At 62.7% G+C, this 16,150-nt stretch carries 14 protein-coding genes and 1 pseudogene; 6 read left to right on the forward strand and 9 right to left on the reverse strand.

The genetic code is table 11. The features are described 5' to 3' along the window. From HMPREF0372_RS03035 to HMPREF0372_RS03075, 9 genes and pseudogenes are all read right to left on the reverse strand, one after another. Nucleotides 1–199, reverse strand: a pseudogene (locus HMPREF0372_RS03035) (lactate racemase domain-containing protein); the annotation flags it as partial. Beyond that, nucleotides 183–1,331, reverse strand: coding sequence for an iron-containing alcohol dehydrogenase family protein (locus tag HMPREF0372_RS03040; protein WP_007488880.1), 1,149 nt, complete (start codon nucleotides 1,329–1,331; stop codon nucleotides 183–185). The pseudogene HMPREF0372_RS03035 and the gene HMPREF0372_RS03040, both read right to left, overlap by 17 nt. Nucleotides 1,332–1,345: 14 nt before the next feature. Continuing rightward, the gene (locus HMPREF0372_RS03045) at nucleotides 1,346–2,824 is read right to left on the reverse strand and encodes a tripartite tricarboxylate transporter permease (protein ID WP_007488881.1); all 1,479 of its coding nucleotides are present in this window, start codon (nucleotides 2,822–2,824) and stop codon (nucleotides 1,346–1,348) included. Nucleotides 2,825–2,839: 15 nt separating this feature from the next. Then, complete coding sequence (locus tag HMPREF0372_RS03050; protein WP_007488882.1) at nucleotides 2,840–3,316, reverse strand: tripartite tricarboxylate transporter TctB family protein; 477 nt, start codon at nucleotides 3,314–3,316, stop codon at nucleotides 2,840–2,842. A gap of 94 nt (nucleotides 3,317–3,410) precedes the next feature. After that, a complete protein-coding gene (locus HMPREF0372_RS03055) occupies nucleotides 3,411–4,391 on the reverse strand; it encodes a tripartite tricarboxylate transporter substrate binding protein (protein WP_007488883.1) in 981 nt (326 codons plus the stop codon). Between the two features lie 47 nt (nucleotides 4,392–4,438). Beyond that, on the reverse strand, nucleotides 4,439–5,485 hold the full coding sequence (locus HMPREF0372_RS03060) for a mannonate dehydratase (protein ID WP_007488884.1): 1,047 nt from the start codon (nucleotides 5,483–5,485) through the stop codon (nucleotides 4,439–4,441). Next, nucleotides 5,482–6,387: a dihydrodipicolinate synthase family protein gene (locus HMPREF0372_RS03065; RefSeq protein WP_007488885.1), complete on the reverse strand. Its 906-nt coding sequence runs from the start codon at nucleotides 6,385–6,387 to the stop codon at nucleotides 5,482–5,484. Before HMPREF0372_RS03065 ends, HMPREF0372_RS03060 begins: the two co-directional genes overlap by 4 nt. A gap of 32 nt (nucleotides 6,388–6,419) precedes the next feature. Next, on the reverse strand, nucleotides 6,420–8,111 hold the full coding sequence (ilvD, locus tag HMPREF0372_RS03070) for a dihydroxy-acid dehydratase (RefSeq protein WP_007488886.1): 1,692 nt from the start codon (nucleotides 8,109–8,111) through the stop codon (nucleotides 6,420–6,422). Beyond that, a complete protein-coding gene (locus HMPREF0372_RS03075; protein WP_007488887.1) occupies nucleotides 8,108–8,938 on the reverse strand; it encodes an IclR family transcriptional regulator in 831 nt (276 codons plus the stop codon). Before HMPREF0372_RS03075 ends, ilvD begins: the two co-directional genes overlap by 4 nt. A 467-nt stretch (nucleotides 8,939–9,405) precedes the next feature. On the opposite strand from HMPREF0372_RS03075, the gene HMPREF0372_RS03080 reads away from it, so the two are divergent. The 6 genes from HMPREF0372_RS03080 to HMPREF0372_RS03105 all read left to right on the forward strand — a co-directional run bounded on the left by HMPREF0372_RS03080 (nucleotide 9,406) and on the right by HMPREF0372_RS03105 (nucleotide 16,124). After that, nucleotides 9,406–10,422 (forward strand): LacI family DNA-binding transcriptional regulator, encoded by a 1,017-nt coding sequence (locus tag HMPREF0372_RS03080; protein WP_007488892.1) that lies wholly within the window; start codon nucleotides 9,406–9,408, stop codon nucleotides 10,420–10,422. Nucleotides 10,423–10,457: 35 nt separating this feature from the next. Continuing rightward, the gene (locus HMPREF0372_RS03085) at nucleotides 10,458–11,483 is read left to right on the forward strand and encodes an ABC transporter substrate-binding protein (protein WP_039996586.1); all 1,026 of its coding nucleotides are present in this window, start codon (nucleotides 10,458–10,460) and stop codon (nucleotides 11,481–11,483) included. 78 nt (nucleotides 11,484–11,561) lie between these two features. Further along, the gene (locus tag HMPREF0372_RS03090; RefSeq protein WP_007488895.1) at nucleotides 11,562–13,073 is read left to right on the forward strand and encodes a sugar ABC transporter ATP-binding protein; all 1,512 of its coding nucleotides are present in this window, start codon (nucleotides 11,562–11,564) and stop codon (nucleotides 13,071–13,073) included. A 5-nt stretch (nucleotides 13,074–13,078) separates the two neighbouring features. Beyond that, nucleotides 13,079–14,128 carry an ABC transporter permease gene (locus tag HMPREF0372_RS03095; RefSeq protein WP_007488896.1) on the forward strand — a complete coding sequence of 350 codons (1,050 nt, stop codon included), beginning with the start codon at nucleotides 13,079–13,081 and terminating at the stop codon, nucleotides 14,126–14,128. 21 nt (nucleotides 14,129–14,149) lie between these two features. Continuing rightward, the gene (locus HMPREF0372_RS03100; RefSeq protein ID WP_007488897.1) at nucleotides 14,150–15,190 is read left to right on the forward strand and encodes a Gfo/Idh/MocA family protein; all 1,041 of its coding nucleotides are present in this window, start codon (nucleotides 14,150–14,152) and stop codon (nucleotides 15,188–15,190) included. A gap of 19 nt (nucleotides 15,191–15,209) precedes the next feature. After that, nucleotides 15,210–16,124: a sugar phosphate isomerase/epimerase family protein gene (locus HMPREF0372_RS03105; protein WP_007488898.1), complete on the forward strand. Its 915-nt coding sequence runs from the start codon at nucleotides 15,210–15,212 to the stop codon at nucleotides 16,122–16,124. Nucleotides 16,125–16,150 lie beyond the last annotated feature (26 nt).

The raw sequence follows: 16,150 nt of genomic DNA on the forward strand, positions 1-16,150 counted from the left end.
TGCCCGGCCCGGCCAGCTCCTTCAGCGGGGGCATCCCGATGGGGTTGCGGATGGACTCCAGGGTGGCGTTGTACAGGCTGTCCCAGTCCTGGGGCAGGCAGGGGGGATCGGCCACCGTCTCCCCGGGGATGAAGATATCGGTGCTGTCGGGCAGCTCCGCGCCCAGCAGGCCCTGCCCGTATTCAAATTCCAGTTTCATGGGCTTCTCCTCTTTTCGTTTGCAGTTTCCCGGCGCTGTCCCGCAGGCCGTGGAACAAAACATCGCTCTCCCCACGCAGGCGCTGGAGTTCTTTCGGCGTCTCCACCGGCATGCGTTCCGCCAGGAAGGCGAAAATCCGGGCGGCCTCCTCCGAAGTCTCCTTCAGGCCCAGCTCCTCCAGACAGGTGGGCATACCCAGCGCCCGCAGCACCCGGTTCAGCGCCTCCTGTGCTTCCTTTTGGGCCCCGTTTACCGCCAGTTGGTAGACCAGTGTACTGCCCACCAGCTCCCCGTGGAGGAATCCGGCGGCCAGTTCCGGGTGCACACAGCAGAAGTAGCTGTAGAGGGTGTGGCTCACGGCGGCCTGCTTGCCGCCGCAGGCCATGGCGGAAATCACCCCTGTCACCTGGAGGGCCGCGCAGACACAGTCCTCCAGCGCCGGTGTGATCTTTCCGGCCCGAAGCTGCTCAATTGTCTCACACCCATGCTCCAGCAAGAGCCGGTAGGTGTTTTCAGACAGGAGCTGGGCGCTCTGGGAGAAGAGGTTCTTTTCCCACTGATTGGAGAATTGAATGTTGTAGCTGATCTCCGGGTATTTCGCCATGGCATCCACTATGCCTGCCGCGTAGAGACGGGCCGGACAGTCCCTGACGATAAAGTCCAGCTCGGCTATCACGGCAAAGGGCGGGTACCGGGTCCAGTTGTTCCCCACGAACGCGCCATCGTCGGTGTACTCTACCGCCAGCCACGCTGAGGCGGCGCAGGTAGCCGCAGAGGTGGGGACGGTGATCGCCCGCACCCCCATATGGTCAGCCGCTATTTTAGCCGTATCCAGCGCGCGGCCGCCGCCCACGCCCACCACCAGCTCCGCCCCGTATGCCTGTCCGGCCTGGGCCGCACTTCGAACATTGCCGGGGCAGCAGTGGCCGGAAAAGAGCCAGATCTTTGTATCCACACCGCTTTGCTCCAGGCTGCGGAGCACACGTGCCTCCACCTTGGGCCACACGGCGGCATCCGCCACCACCAGCGCGCGCCGCCCCAGCAGTACGGCGTCCCCTCCCAGATGAGAGAGGACGCCGCTGCCTTGATAGTATCTTCCTGAACAGAGCTGAATCAAATTCCCATTTCTCATATGTACGCCTCTGATCAAGCCGCAGCCCTGCGGGCCGCCAGCTTCTTCTTAATATAGGGGAAGAACAACATAAACAGCGACAGAAGAATAAAGAACAGGCTGATGGGGGAGGTAAAGAACGTCGCCCAGCTTCCCTTGGACACGATGAGCGCACGGCGCAGGTTGGATTCGCACAGCTTGCCCAGCACCAGGCCGATGACCATGGGCGTCATGGGCATGTCCAGCTTGGTCATGAAGTAGCCGAAGATACCCACGCCCACCATAAAGATGGCGTTGAACACGGAGTAGTCGATGGCATAGGCACCGATCACGCACAGCATGACCAGAATGGGGACCAGGGTGCTGGTGGGGACGCGGGTGATGTTGACGAAGCCCCGGATGAATACCCGGCCCTGGAGGTACATAAAGATATTGACGGCGATCAGGCCCAGCATAATGGTGTAGACCCACTCCCCGTGCTGGGTGAACAGTTGGGGGCCGGCGGCGATACCCTGCATGGTAAGAGCGCCCAGAAGCACGGCCGTGTTGGTGTCGCCGGGAATGCCCAGGGTCAGCAGGGGGATCAGGGTGGCGCCTGTAACGGCGTTGTTGGCCGACTCGGAGGCCACAACCGCCTCCTCGGAACCGTGCCCGTATTCCTCGGGATGCTTGGAGGTCCGCTTGGCCTCATTGTACGCCAAGAAAGAGGAGATGGCCGCGCCGGTGCCGGGCACCGCGCCGATAAACACGCCCAGAATGCTGGACTTGAGCAGCACCATCTTGTATTTCAGTACGTCGCGGAAGCGGGTCTTCTCCTTTTCCACCTTGACCGCCGTTCCGGTGGCCTTGTTCATGTCCCGGGCCTTGGCCATGATCTCCGTGATGGCGAACAGGCCGATGAGCACGGGAATGGTATCAATACCGCCCTCCATGCGATTGATACCGAAGGTGAAGCGGCTGACGCCATCCATGGGATCGATGCCGATGCAGGAGATCAGCAGCCCTACAAAGCCCATCAGCAGCCCCTTGATCTGGGACTTTCCGCCCACGCTGGCAATAATCGTCAGTCCAAAGAGAGCCAGGGCGAAATACTCGGCCGGGCCGAACTTCAGCGCAAAGCTGGCAATGGGCGGCGCGGCAAACAGCAGAACCGCACAGCTGAACAGGCCGCCGATGGTGGAGGCAGACAGCGCCACATGGAGCGCTTTCAGCCCGTGCCCCTTCTGAGCCATCGGGTAGCCGTCCAGCGAGGTGGCAGCCGAGGCCGGCGTGCCCGGCGTGTTGATCAGGATGGCGGTAATGGAACCGCCGTAGATACTGCCGCAGTAGACGCCCAGCAGCAGCATAACCCCCGGGATGGACGCCAGGCCGTATGTAAGCGGCAGCAGCAGCGCCATGGCCATGGTGCCAGTCAGGCCGGGCAGCGCGCCAACCATAATTCCGCCGGCCAGGCCGACGTTGATCCAGAGCAGGTTCTCCAGGGTAAAAAGGCTGCTCAAAACGGATTCAATCATGCTCCTCTCCTCCTCTTAAGGCAGTCTCACGGAGAGCAGGAAGGTAAATCCCGCCCAGATGGCTACCGCCGCGGCATAGACCACCGGGTAGGCCCAGATCTTTTTCACGCGGAAAATAAGCAGAATAACGGTGGCTGCCAGAAGCGTGGAGATAAAATACCCCAGAATCTGAAACAGTGCCGCATAGACCAGAATCACAGCGGCCAGCAGAAGCGCCCGCAGCTCGTCCCGCAGGGCCCGCTTTCTCTCCTCCTCGGAGGCAAAGGTTCCCGTGCTGTCGGCGCCGCCCGCCTTGCGGTGCTTCACAATGGTGGTGAGCATCAGCGCCAGGCTGAGAATCACCATGCAGGCCCCGATAAAATAGGGGAATACGCGCGGGCCCATGACGGACACGCCCGGATCTTGAATGGTCAGCGGAACCGAGATCAATACCAGCGCTCCCAGTATCAGAAAGAAAAAGGAAGCAATCATATCCTTTTTGTATTGACTCATAAGCTCCCTCCTTTGTTAAGGTATTGTTCTCCGGGCCGCGGGCCGCCGAGGGTCCATGGCCCGGAGAGCGCTTGCTATGTGTTTGGCAGAGGGATCAGCCGGCCAGCAGCTCCTGGTTCACGGCCGCCTCCTCGTTAATACGTTCCACCATCTCCTCGGTAGTCATGGTCAGGGGCAGGAGCTGGTTGGCGTCGCAGAACTCCTTGTACTCGTCGGTTCCGGTGATGGCAGTCAGGGTCTCGGTCACCTTGGTTACCACGTCCTCGGGGGTACCGGCGGGCAGCATCAGGAACTTCCAGACGCTCATCGTCACGTCATAGCCCATTTCCTTGAAGGTGGGGATATCCTTCAGGTTCTCACGTGGGTCCCGCTCGTCGTTGAAGATGCCGATGGCCACGGCGTCACCGGACTCCACATACTGCATGACCTCGCCGGGATGTCCGGTGCAGACGTCAATGTGGCCGCCCAGCAGGGCCGCAATGGTGGGAGAGCTGCCGTCATAGGAGATGCCGGTTGCCTCCACGCCGGCCATGCCGAAGAACTGCTTCTGGGACAGCTCCATCAGGCTGCCGCTGCCGGAGAAGCCGTAGGTCACGGAGTCCATCTCCAGCAAATCGTCAACGCTGGTGATACCGGAGTCCTTGCCCGCAATCATAATGATGGGCTCATTGGACAGGGCCGCCACAGGGATAAAGTCGTCAATGGTGTAACTGACCTCGCGGACGAAGGGCTGAAGGGTAAACACGCCGATGGCCTCCTGACAGAGGGTGTAGCCGTCGGGGGCTGCGTTCTTGAACTCCGTGGTAGCCACGGTGCCGCCCGCGCCGCCGCTGTTCTGCACCACCATATTGACGCCGAAGTACTCGTCGCGGGCGCCGATCTCGGAGACAATGCGGCACAGGCCGTCGGAGGTTCCGCCAGCATCCCAGGGGCATACCACCGTGATAGTGCTGCTTGGATAGCTGCCGGTGCTGCCGCCTCCCTTTCCGGTTTCGCCCTGATCTCCGCAGGCCGCCAGAGGCAGCGCCAGCGACAGGGACAGGGACAGTGCAAGGACTTTCTTCAGGTTTTTCATAGGAATACCTCTTTTCTTCTTATGATTTTTGCCGCACAGGCGGCGGGTTAACAGGAATAACAGAGCGCTTCCCACAGGCCGGCCAGATAGCATACACCCATCGCCCGGTCGTAGAGGCCGTAACCAGGGCGGCCCCGCTCGCCCCACACCATCCGGCCGTGGTCGGCGCGTATCACGCCGTCAAAGCCCCTCCGGTGCAGGGCCGCCAGAATGGCCGCCATATTCAGGCTTCCCGAGGCGGTCAGATGTCCGCTCTCACAGAAGTCCTCCTCCCCCTCCCAGCGGATATTCCGCCCGTGGACAAAGGGAATCTTGCCCTCCGCACAGAGGCGGTCTGCAATCTTGACCACATCGTTGGCCCTGCTGCTGCCCAGGGAGCCGGTGCACAGCGTCACACCGTTGGATGGCAGATCCACCGCGCCGGTCAGGCGGAGCAGATCCTCCAGCGTGGATACCACCCGGGGCAGGCCAAATACCGGAAGAGGCGGGTCGTCCGGGTGGATGGCCAGGCGTATTCCCAGCCGCTCCGCCTCTGGGGCCACAGCCTGTAGGAAATAGCACAGGTTGTTCCACAGCCCCGCCTCTCCCAAGGCCCGGTACTGGCCCAGCAGCGTCCGGATTTCCCCCTGCCGGGTGGAAAAGTTCCAGCCGGGCAGCGTCCAGACATCCCGCTCCGGGTTCATGCGCTCCAGCGCAGCCTGGTGAAAGGCCAGGGTGGCGGAGCCGTCCGGCAGGGGCTGCTCCAGCTCTGTACGAATCCAGCCGAACAGGGGCATGAAGTTATAGCAGACGGTATGCACCCCATGGCGAGCCAGCCGCTCCAGGTTTTCCACGAACTGTCCGATGTACCGCTCCCGCTCCGGGCCGCCCAGTTTGATGGACTCATGAACCGGCAATCCCTCCGCCACCGAGAAGTGCAGGCCTGCCGCCGCGGCCCGGGCGGCCCGGGCCGCGATGTCCTCCTCCGGCCACAGCGCTCCGGCCGGGATGTGATAGAGCGAGGTGACAAGCTCCGTCACCGGCGGGATCTGGCGGATATGTTCCAGCGTGACTGCGTCCTCGGGCCCGTACCAGCGGAAGCCGAAGGCCGTCATCCCACTTGGCCCAGAAGCTTTTCCAGGCCCTCCTCAATTGTCCGGCTCTCCTCCCCGCTCAGATCACGGAAGGGGAACCGGGCCGGCCCCATGTGGAAGCCCTGCAGCTCCAGCATCTTTTTGTGGGCCATGACGGGCATAACGCTCCGCACCAGCCCGCGCAGCTTCAGAAGCATCCGCTGTATCCGACGGGCCTGCTCCAGCTCACCGGCATAGTAGCAATCCCAGAGCTGCTGGCACTGCTTTGGAAACACGCTGGCCATGGCGATAATCGCGCCGTCTCCTCCGGACTGAAGGACGGGGAGCACCTGGGCGTCGTTTCCGGTAATCAGCTCGAAGCCCTCCGGAAGTTCCAGGCACTGGAACTCCTGAAACGTCAGGAAATCCATGCTGCTGTCCTTCAGGCCCGCCACGTTGGGGCAGGTGTCGCACACCTCCTGTACCACCTTGGGCGTGATGGGGTTATGGGTCATCCCCGGCATGTTATACAGATACAGGGGCATCCCCTCCGCCAGCTCCGCGGCCTTGCGGAAGTAAGCGGTCAGAGTCTCGGCGTCATAGCTGTGGTAATAGGGCGCGGTGACCGACGCCGCGTGGGCGCCCTCATGCCTGGCCCAGTCAAACAGCTCCTTCATGTCCGCCAGATTCATGGCCGTGGTGTTGAACAGAATACAGCTCTCCGGCCCCGCTCCCTCCACCGCCGCCGTCAGGAGCCTTTTCCGCTCCTCCAACGTCAGATTGACAAACTCTCCGGTGGTGCCGCAGACGAAGACGCCGTGTACTCCTGCATCCGTAATAAATTGGGTCAGCCGCGTGTATTCCCCGTAGTTGATGCTCCCGTCCTCCCGAAAGGGGGTCAATTGGGGGGCGGAAATACCGCGCAGACTGCATATTTTGGACATGGAGTCCCTCTCCTTTCCTGACTGACGCTTTGTCAGTCCAAAATAGCGCCTCTGGCCGCCGGCTCCACATTGCGGGCGTAGCGGGCCAGATAGCCCTCAGTAACCTTGGGCTGGTAGGGCGGCAGCTCGGCCAGCCGCCGGGCGATCTCCCCGTCGGAGAGGTCCACGTGCAGGGTCCCGGCATCGATGTCGATGTCAATGCGGTCGCCGTCTTGCACAATGGCGATGGGGCCGCGGCGGGAGGTCTCCGGGGAGACGTGGCCGATGCAGGGGCCGCGGGTCGCGCCGGAGAAGCGGCCGTCGGTCACCAGCGCCACCGACTCAGAAAAGCCCATGCCCACCAGTGCCGCGGTGGCGGTCAGCATCTCCCGCATGCCGGGGCCGCCCTGGGGGCCTTCGTTCCGGATCACCAGCACTTCGCCATGCTGTACCACGCCGCCGTAGATGGCCTTGACGGCATCCTCCTCACACTCAAAGCAGCGGGCAGGACCGCTGTGCCTGCGCATGGCGGCCGCCACGGCCGACTGCTTGATCACTGCGCCGTCGGGGGCCAGATTGCCCTTGAGTACCGTGATGGAGCCGTGGTCGCTGTAGGCGTCGGACACGGGGCGGATCACCTCCGGGTTGTGTTCAACCACCCGCTCCACATTCTGGCGGTGGGTTTTTCCGTTAACGGTCATCTGATCCAGGTTGATGAGTCCGTCCAGCTCGCGCATCACGGCGCCCACGCCGCCGGCCTGATCCAGATCGAGCATCGTATGGCTGCCGGAGGGCTTGATTTTGGCCAGATAGGGTGTCTCCGCCGACAGACGGCCGATCTCCTCCAGAGACATGTGCAGCTTTGCCTCGTGGGCGATGGCCGGCATGTGCAGCGTCATGTTGGTGGAGCCGCCCACGCTCAGTCCCACCCGGACCGCCAGCTCCAGCATCTCCTGGGTGACGATGTCCCGGGGCCGGATGTCTTCCTCCACCAGGCGAACCACCGCCATGCCGCTCTCCTTGGCCACCCGGTTCTTCTTGCCGCTGACCGCGTGGGCGCAGGCGCTGCCCGGCATCGTCAGGCCCATGGCCTCCGCGATGATGGACATGGTATTGGCCGTTCCCATCATAGCGCAGGAGCCGGGGGTAGGGGACATCAGCCCCTCCATGTACTCATACTCCTCCCTGGAGATCTCTCCGCGGGTCAGGTTTCCCGCCATCTCCTTCAGCTCATAGGTGCCGTACTGCTTCCCCTTGTATACGGCCGGCATCATGGGGCCGCCGGTGACGAGCACGGTGGGGAGGTTGATGCGCAGTGCCGCCATAATCATGGCCGGCACAATCTTATCGCAGCCGCCGATGAGCACCAGGCCGTCCAACTGGTGGCCGCCGGCATAGACCTCGATGGAGTCGGCGATCACCTCGCGGCTGGGCAGCACGCTGCACATTCCCACATGGCCCTGGGAAAAGCCGTCGCAGAGGGAGATGGTGTTCACCTCAAAGGGGACGCCTCCCGCCTCCCGCACGCCGTCCTTGACCAACTGGCCGATGCGGTTGAGGTGGATGTGCCCGGGATGCATCTCGTTATAGGTATTGATGACGCCGATAAACGGCTTGGCCAACTCCTCGTTGACCAGACCCATGCCCCGCAGATGGGCCCGGGGGCCCGCCATGCTCAGGCCGTTCACTACCTTGGAGCTTGGGTACTTTGGGTCCTTATAAATCAGATCCATCGGTTCACTCATGCAAATCTGCCTCCCTCATCTCTCTTTTTCGATACCCGAATGGGATAGTGCCAGCCCAGCTTCTCTGTAATGCGGGCCGCACACCGCAATATTTCCCCAGAGTAGGACAGCGCCTTTTCCAAGGAGAAGCGATAGTCCGGCGCGGCAATTCCGATGGCCGCCAGCACCTGGTTATCCACATCAAACACCGGCGCCGCGATGCACACCACGTCCGTATGGTGCTCGTGGTTATCCACTGCGTAGCCCTGAATCCGGATCACCTCCAGCTCCCGCCGCAGATCCTCCGCGTCGGTCAGGGTCTTGCCGGTGAAGCGCTCCCGTTTCACATGGGCCAGGTAGTTCTCCAGCCAGCTCTCGGATTTCCACGCCAGGATCGCCTTCCCACCCCCTGTACAGTGGAGCGGAATCCGTTTGCCCACCGCCGAGTGAAGCCCTACGGAGCTCTTTGCCCCCAGCTTTGCCAGATAGATGGCCTCCATATCCTCCTCCCCGATGAGGTGGATGGTCTCCAGGCTCAGATCGTTCAGATAGGCCATCTCTCCTCTGGCGGCCTCATAGAGAAAGTTTGTCTTTTGGAGCTGTATGGCCAGCAGGCGCGCCTCAAATCCTGCCCGGTAGCACTTTTTTACCTCATCCTTGATGACAAACCCGCAGTGCTGCATCTCCTGGAGAATCCGGTGGGTGGAGCTGGGCGGAATCCCCGTGGCAGCGGAGAGCTGGGCCAGCGAAATCTCCCCCTCGCAGTCGGCCAGCGCCACCAGGAGCTGCAGGGCCTTCATGGAGCTGTAGGTCCGCATCAATTCCTGCAATTCTTTTTTGTGATGCATAGCGATCTCCCAAACATTCTATATATAGAAAAACTAATTTATATTTGATTTTCGTTTGTATATTAACTCCTTTTTTTCGCCATTTCAAGGCACAAAAATTGGTCAATATTTTCCAAAAACCAGCTTTTTTTGCAACATTTCAAATATGGAAATCATATGCGATATGAGGGACGCCCTTTTGTTTTATTTATTCTATATACAAAATTTCTTTCTCAAAGTGCACAAAAAAAATAACTACTTTTCTCCCCTCCGCTCCGGGGTGCATAGCCTCTTCTCCCACCTGCCGGACCGTCCCGCTCAACAGGAGTCCTCCCGCTCTGCAAGTCAAAAAAGTGACTCAAATTTTGTATATTATTTACAATTTTAAGGAATATCACAAAAAGTCCGCAAAGTGGCTTGACTGTATTTGGTCAAAATGTTATACTCACCTCGTCAAATGTAAACGATTACATCAGAGGTGAAACAGGATGCGTGCCCCAACGATTTCGGAGGTCGCCAAAACCGCGGGCGTCTCTGTCGCTACTGTTTCCAGAGTGGTCAACGGCAGTCCCTCGGTGTCCCATGAGACCCAGGCGCGGGTGCAGGAGGCCATTGAGCGGCTGGGCTACCAGCCCAACGTGTGGGGCCGGAGCCTCCGGCGGGGCGAGAGCCGGGTGGTGCTGGTCATCGTACCAAACGTAAGCAACCCCTACTACGCCCCCATCATCGCCGGGACGGAGGACCGGCTCCACGAGGACGGCTACAGCGGCATGCTGTGCATCACCAATGCCGAGGCGGGGCGCCGGGCGCTTTACCTGGAATTTTTGAAGGACGGCAGGGCCGACGGCGCCATTCTGATGGAGCCGGCCCGGGACGACCCCCATGTGACCGGCATGGCCCGCCACTACCACCTGGTACAGTGCAGCGAATACTGCGACAACCAGGCGGTGAGCCATGTGTCGGTGGACAATCTGGCCGCCGCCCGGGAGGTGGTGCTCACCCTGGCCGGGCTGGGCCACCGGCGCATCGGCTTTGTCGGCGCGGACAACGACTTCATGTCCACCATCGCCCGCCGGCAGGGCTATCTGGACGGGCTGCGCGTTCTGAACATCCACCCGCGGGAGGACGACCAGACCTTTGCCGGACGGGATTACAGCTTTTCCTCCGGCGTGGAGGCCGCCCGGCGGCTGCTGGCCCGGCTGGAGCGCCCCACGGCCCTGTTCTGCATCTCCGACGTGCTCGCCCTGGGCGCCGTGCAGGCCGCCCGGGAGCTGGGCCTCCGGGTGCCGGAGGACTTGTCGGTGGTGGGGTTTGACGATGTGGAGTACGCCGTGATGGGCCACCCTAGGCTGACCACCGTGCGCCAGCCCTGCTACGAGCTGGGCCGGACGGCGGGGGAGCTTCTGCTCACCCAGATTCAGGGCGGGCCCCGGGGGCGGGCGGTCTACCTCCCCCACACCCTCATTGAGCGGGATTCTACGGCACGGTGTGCCGTTGGATCATAAAGGAAACGGATCTCAATATTAAGGAGGAAACAAGCATGAAGTTCAAGAAACTGGCTGCGCTCACCCTGGCCGGAGCCATGTCCCTGTCTCTGGCCGCCTGCGGCGGCGGCGGCGGTGACACCGCCTCCCCTGCCCCCAACACCGGGTCCCCCTCCGCCGCCACCGACACCCCCGCGCCTGAGGGCGAGGTCTACAAGATCGGCATCCTGGCCCCCGCCGTCACCCACGGCTGGTCCGCCGGCGTGGCCTACTACGCTGAACAGCGTTGTAAGGAGCTGGCCGACGAGGGCAAGATCGAATATCTGGTGTCTGTCAGCAATGACGCCGCCCAGATGACCACCCAGCTCGATGATTTCAAAACCTGGGGCGCCGACGCCATCGTGGCCTTCCCCCAGTGGGAGGGCATGGAGGCTCCCATCCAGCAGGCCATTGACGAGGGCATCACCGTGGTGAACTTCGACATCGCCATCGAGGCCGACGGCGTGTACCGCGTGTCCGGCGACAACTACGACATGGGCTATCAGAGCGCCCAGTACATCGTGGACAAGATCGGCACCGAGGGCACCGTGGTCATCCTGGACGTGCCCACCTCCGGCTCCGTGGCCGAGCTGCGCAAGCAGGGCTTCACCGAGCACATGGCTGAGCTGGCCCCCGACATGAACCTCGTCGAGTACGCAACGGAATTCACCCGCGAGGCCGGCCTCGCGGACATGGCGGACATTCTGACCGCCAATTCCCAGATTGACGCCGTCTTCTCCATGGACGACGAGACCTCCATCGGCGTCCTGCAGGCCATTCGCGACGCCGGCCGCACCGACATCAAGGTCATCACCGGCGGCGGCGGCGCCCAGGAGTGGTTCAACATGATGCTGGCCGACGAGAACCAGGACATCTGGCTGCAGTCCGCCCTGTACTCCCCCGACATGGTGGAGGACGCCGTGGACATGGCGCTGGATATTCTGAACGGCAACGCCCCCGAGGACCCCGTGAAGATCATCCCCACCACCATTCTGGACCGCGACACCGTGGAGTCCCACCTGGACGAGAACTCTCCCTACTAATCAGATTTCCCGCTGATAAAGGGGCTATGGCACCAGCCATAGCCCCTTTCCCGAAAGAACAGAAATGGATGTGATCCCATGACACTGGAGATGCGCGGCATCTGCAAATCCTTCGGTTCCAACGACGTGCTCAAGCACGTGGACTTCTCCATCCAGGGCGGGGAGATCTGCGCCCTGCTGGGCGAAAACGGCGCGGGCAAGTCCACGCTGATGAACATACTGGGCGGCGTGCTGCCCGCCGACCGCGGTGAGATCGTCATCGACGGCGCCGCGGTCCACTTCCGCACCCCCTCGGACTCCCTCAGCGCGGGAGTCGCCTTTATCCACCAGGAGCTCAGCCTGATCAACGATCTGGCCATCTACGAGAACATGTTTATCGGCCGGGAACTGAAAACCAAATACGGCCTGTTGGACGCCAAAACCATGATTCAAAAGACCCAGGAGGTCTTTGACCGCCTGGAGCTGAACCTGGATCCCCGCACCATGGTGCGGGAGCTGGACGCGTCCTACAAACAAATCGTGGAAATTTCACGCGCCATGATGATGGAGGCGTCCCTGATTATCATGGACGAGCCCACCACCTCCCTGACCGACCCGGAGATTGAGCGCGTGTTTGATATGATGCGTATGCTTCAAAAGCAGAACGTGGCCATCGTCTTCATCTCCCACAAGCTCAAGGAGGTCATGGAGGTCTGCAACCGGTACACCGTGCTGCGGGACGGCAACATGGTGGCCGCCGGGCCGGTGGCCGAGGTGACCACCTCCGACCTGGCCCGGTTCATGGTGGGCCACGACGTGCGCACCGAGAACCTGCACCAGGACAAGGAGCTGGGCGGCGAAATCCTCCGTGGGGAGGGGCTGGGCGACGGCGCCCACTTCCGGGATATCTCCTTCACCGTCCACGCCGGCGAGGTGCTGGGCGTCACCGGCCTGCTGGGCGACGGCCGCAGCGAGCTGTTCCAGGCCGTCTTCGGCGACCTGCCCTACACCGGGCAGCTCTTTGTGGAGGGCCGGCCCGTCAAGGTGACCTCCACCCCCCAGGCCATCCGGCTGGGCATCGGCTATGTCCCCCGCAACCGCAAGGAGAACGGCATCATCAAGGACATGGATATCGTGGAGAACGGCTCCATGGTCACCCTCCCCCGGCTGGCCCGCCGGGGCCTCATCGACCAGCGCCGCCGGGACGCGGAGTTTGACCGCCAGGTGGGCGAGCTGCACATCAAGATGGGCAAAAAGACCGACCTCATCACCAGCCTGTCCGGCGGCAACCAGCAGAAGGTGGTGCTGGCCAAATGGCTGTCCGCCCACCCCAAGGTGCTGATTCTGGACAACCCCACCCAGGGCGTGGACGTGGGCGCCAAGGAGGAGATCTACGACATCATCCTGCGGCTGGCCCGGGAGGGCGTGGCCGTGGTGGTGCTGTCCAGCGAGGCCCAGGAGATCATCCGCGTGTGCGACCGCGCCCTGGTTCTGTACCACGGCGCCCTCCAGGGTGAGGTCTCCGGGGCGGACATGAACGAGCAGACCATCATGCACCTGGCCACCGGCGGCGCGGCGCCTTCCGCACAGGCAATTCATACAGAGGAGTAACGGCTATGGGAACGAAAGAACTGGAAAAGAAATCCTCCGGCGGCGGACTGGTCGCCGCCTGGAAGCAGAACCCCCTGGTCAGCACCGGCCTGGTGCTGATTCTGATGATCGTCGTCCAGACCGCCATCATGATCTACAACTTTGGCGAGGGCAGCGTGGGCGAGCTGCTGCTCTCCCTGCTGACCAACTGGCTCAACATCCTGCGCAACAACGCCCCCGTGGGCATCATCGCCCTGGGCATGACCTTCGTCATCATCTCCGGCGGCATTGATCTGTCCGTCGGCTCCACCCTGGTGGCCGTGGGCGCCATGGTCATGATGGTGGTGGACGGCAGCGCCACCGGCCTGCTCTCCGGCATGGGCATCACCGGCGTGCCCGCCTACATCATCGCCATCGCCGTGGGCCTGGTCTTCGGCGCGCTGCTGGGCTGGCTCAACGGCGTGCTCATCGCCCACGGCAAGCTGCCCCCCTTCATCGCCACCCTGGGCACCATGCAGATCTTCCGCTCCGTCACCCAGCACCTGACCCAGCACGCCAACCCCTCCGTGCCCAAGGGCTTCCTCCAGATCGCCAACCTGAAAATCGGCAGCTTCTACATCATGCCCATCCTCTACTGGCTGGCCATCGCCGCCGTCCTCTATGTGGTGTCCAAGCGCACCACCTTCGGCCGCCATGTGTTCGCCGTGGGCTCCAACATCCGCACCGCCCGCCTGTCCGGCATCAACGTCAACAAGGTCAAGCGCCGCATCTACATGCTCACCGGCATGCTGGTGGCCATCGCCGCCATCATCCAGGTCTCCCGCATCGGCTCCATGGACTACGCCAGCGCCGGCAGCGGCTATGAGATGGACGCCATCGCCGCCGTCATCGTGGGCGGCACCAGCATGTCCGGCGGCAAGGGTTCCATCGTGGGCACCGTATTGGGCATGCTCATCATCGGCGTGATGAACAACCTGCTGACCCTCTTTGGCGTGCCCCCCTTCCTGCGGGAGGCCTGCAAGGGCGTCATCGTGATCGTCGCCGTGCTGCTCCAGAAGAAGGAAGCCGACGCGTAAGAGAAAGGAGCATCCCACATTATGTTCAATATCGGCATCATCGGCTGCGGCAAGATTGCCCAGGTGCGCCACATCCCCGAGTACGCCGCCCACCCCGCGGCCCGGCTGGCCGGGTACTATGACTTGAACCAGGAGCGGGCCCAGGCCCTGGCGGAGCAGTGGGGCGGCCAGGCCTACCCCACCTGGGAGGCGCTGCTGACCGACCCGGCCATCGACGCGGTGAGCATCTGCGCGGCCAACACCGCCCACGCGGAGCTGACCATCGCCGCCCTGAGGGCGGGCAAGCATGTGCTCTGCGAGAAGCCCATGGCCACCACCTTGGCCGACTGCGAGGCCATGGCCGCCGCCGCCCGGGAGAGCGGCAGGTTCCTCATGATCGGCCAGAACCAGCGCCTGACAAAGGCCCACCAGAAGGCCCGCCAGTTGGTGGCGGACGGGGTGCTGGGGGACATTCTCACCTTCCGCACCACCTTCGGCCACGGCGGCCCCGAGACCTGGAGCGTGGATCCGGGCAAGAACACCTGGTTCTTCGACAAGAGTAAGGCCGCCATGGGCGCCATGGCCGACCTGGGCATCCACAAGACTGACCTCATCCAGTACCTGCTGGGCCAGACCGTGGTGGAGGCCACCGCCAAGGTGACCACCCTGGACAAGCGGGGGGCCGACGGGCAGCTCATCGGCGTGGACGACAACGCCATCTGCATCTACCGCATGAGCGGCGGCGCCATCGGCACCATGACCGCCAGCTGGACCTACTACGGCGCGGAGGACAACTCCACCGTGCTCTACGGCACGAAGGGCATCCTGCGCATCTACGACGACCCGGCCTACTCCCTCAAGCTCATCACCGCCGGCGGGGAGAAGGTGCTCTACGAGCTGGAGGCCATCCAGACCAACGACAACCAGACCGCCTCCGGCGTCATCGACTGCTTCATGGACTGCCTGACCGGCAACACGCCCCCCGCCATCTCCGGAGAGTCGGTGCTCACCGCCATGCGGGCCGTGTTTGCCTGTCTGGAGTCCTCCCGGACAGGCAGGGCGGTGTCCGTCGCCCAGGATTAACGAAAGGAGTTTTCACAATATGAAACTTGGTTTTGTCAGCGCCATCCTGGACGGCTGGAGCTTTGAGGAGATGATCGACACCGCCCGCGACCTGGGCTTCTCCTGCGTGGAGGCGGCCTGCTGGCCCTCCGGCAAGGCCGAGCGCCGCTACGCCGGGGTGAGCCACATCGACGTGGACGGCCTCACCGACGAGAAGTCCGCCTATATCCTGGGCTACTGCAAGGAGCGGGGCGTGGAGCTCTCCTCCCTGGCCTTTTACCCCAACACCATGGACGAGGATCTGGAGAAGCGGGCGGCCAATATCGCCCACCTGAAAAAGGTCATCCTGGCCAGCGAGAAGCTGGGCGTGGGTATGGTCACCACCTTCGTGGGCCGGGCCACCCACAAGACCGTGGAGGAAAACCTGGAGCTGTTCCGGGAGATCTGGCCCCCCATCGTCGCCTTTGCCGAGGAGCACCACGTCAAGGTGGCCATCGAGAACTGCCCCATGTGGTTCGACGCCACCAACTGGCCCGGCGGCCAGAACCTCTTCACCACCCCCGACATCTGGCGCAGGTGCTTTGAAATCCTCCCCAGCCCCAGCTTCGGCATCAACTACGATCCCAGCCACTTCATCTGGCAGCAGATGGACTACATCCGCCCCCTGTACGAGTTCAAGGACCGCATCTTCCACGTCCACTACAAGGACATCAAGCTCTACCCCGAGAAGCTGGCCCGGGTGGGCGTCATGGCCTACCCCCTTCAGTATATGGAGCCCAAGCTGCCCGGCCTGGGCGACGTGAACTGGGCCAAGTACGTCTCCGCCCTCACCGACATCGGCTACAGCGGATACACCTGCATCGAGGTGGAGGACCGGGCCTTCGAGGGCAGCCGGGAGCGCATCCTGGACTCCCTGCGCCTGTCCAAGCGCTATCTGGAGCAGTTCGTCATTTAACGCCAGCGGGGGCCGCCTTCGGCGGC

This window comes from Flavonifractor plautii ATCC 29863 (assembly GCF_000239295.1).
Lineage (GTDB): Bacteria > Bacillota > Clostridia > Oscillospirales > Oscillospiraceae > Flavonifractor > Flavonifractor plautii.

Excerpts from the sequence above, each read along its gene's own strand:
- HMPREF0372_RS03040 (WP_007488880.1), bottom strand. The coding sequence starts at position 1,331 with ATGAGAAATGGGAATTTGATTCAGCTCTGTTCAGGAAGATACTATCAA.
- HMPREF0372_RS03090 (WP_007488895.1), top strand. The coding sequence starts at position 11,562 with ATGACACTGGAGATGCGCGGCATCTGCAAATCCTTCGGTTCCAACGAC.
- HMPREF0372_RS03065 (WP_007488885.1), bottom strand. The coding sequence starts at position 6,387 with ATGTCCAAAATATGCAGTCTGCGCGGTATTTCCGCCCCCCAATTGACC.
- HMPREF0372_RS03050 (WP_007488882.1), bottom strand. The coding sequence starts at position 3,316 with ATGAGTCAATACAAAAAGGATATGATTGCTTCCTTTTTCTTTCTGATA.
- HMPREF0372_RS03100 (WP_007488897.1), top strand. The coding sequence starts at position 14,150 with ATGTTCAATATCGGCATCATCGGCTGCGGCAAGATTGCCCAGGTGCGC.
- HMPREF0372_RS03105 (WP_007488898.1), top strand. The coding sequence starts at position 15,210 with ATGAAACTTGGTTTTGTCAGCGCCATCCTGGACGGCTGGAGCTTTGAG.
- HMPREF0372_RS03055 (WP_007488883.1), bottom strand. The coding sequence starts at position 4,391 with ATGAAAAACCTGAAGAAAGTCCTTGCACTGTCCCTGTCCCTGTCGCTG.
- HMPREF0372_RS03075 (WP_007488887.1), bottom strand. The coding sequence starts at position 8,938 with ATGCATCACAAAAAAGAATTGCAGGAATTGATGCGGACCTACAGCTCC.
- ilvD (WP_007488886.1), bottom strand. The coding sequence starts at position 8,111 with ATGAGTGAACCGATGGATCTGATTTATAAGGACCCAAAGTACCCAAGC.
- HMPREF0372_RS03045 (WP_007488881.1), bottom strand. The coding sequence starts at position 2,824 with ATGATTGAATCCGTTTTGAGCAGCCTTTTTACCCTGGAGAACCTGCTC.
- HMPREF0372_RS03085 (WP_039996586.1), top strand. The coding sequence starts at position 10,458 with ATGAAGTTCAAGAAACTGGCTGCGCTCACCCTGGCCGGAGCCATGTCC.
- HMPREF0372_RS03080 (WP_007488892.1), top strand. The coding sequence starts at position 9,406 with ATGCGTGCCCCAACGATTTCGGAGGTCGCCAAAACCGCGGGCGTCTCT.
- HMPREF0372_RS03095 (WP_007488896.1), top strand. The coding sequence starts at position 13,079 with ATGGGAACGAAAGAACTGGAAAAGAAATCCTCCGGCGGCGGACTGGTC.
- HMPREF0372_RS03060 (WP_007488884.1), bottom strand. The coding sequence starts at position 5,485 with ATGACGGCCTTCGGCTTCCGCTGGTACGGGCCCGAGGACGCAGTCACG.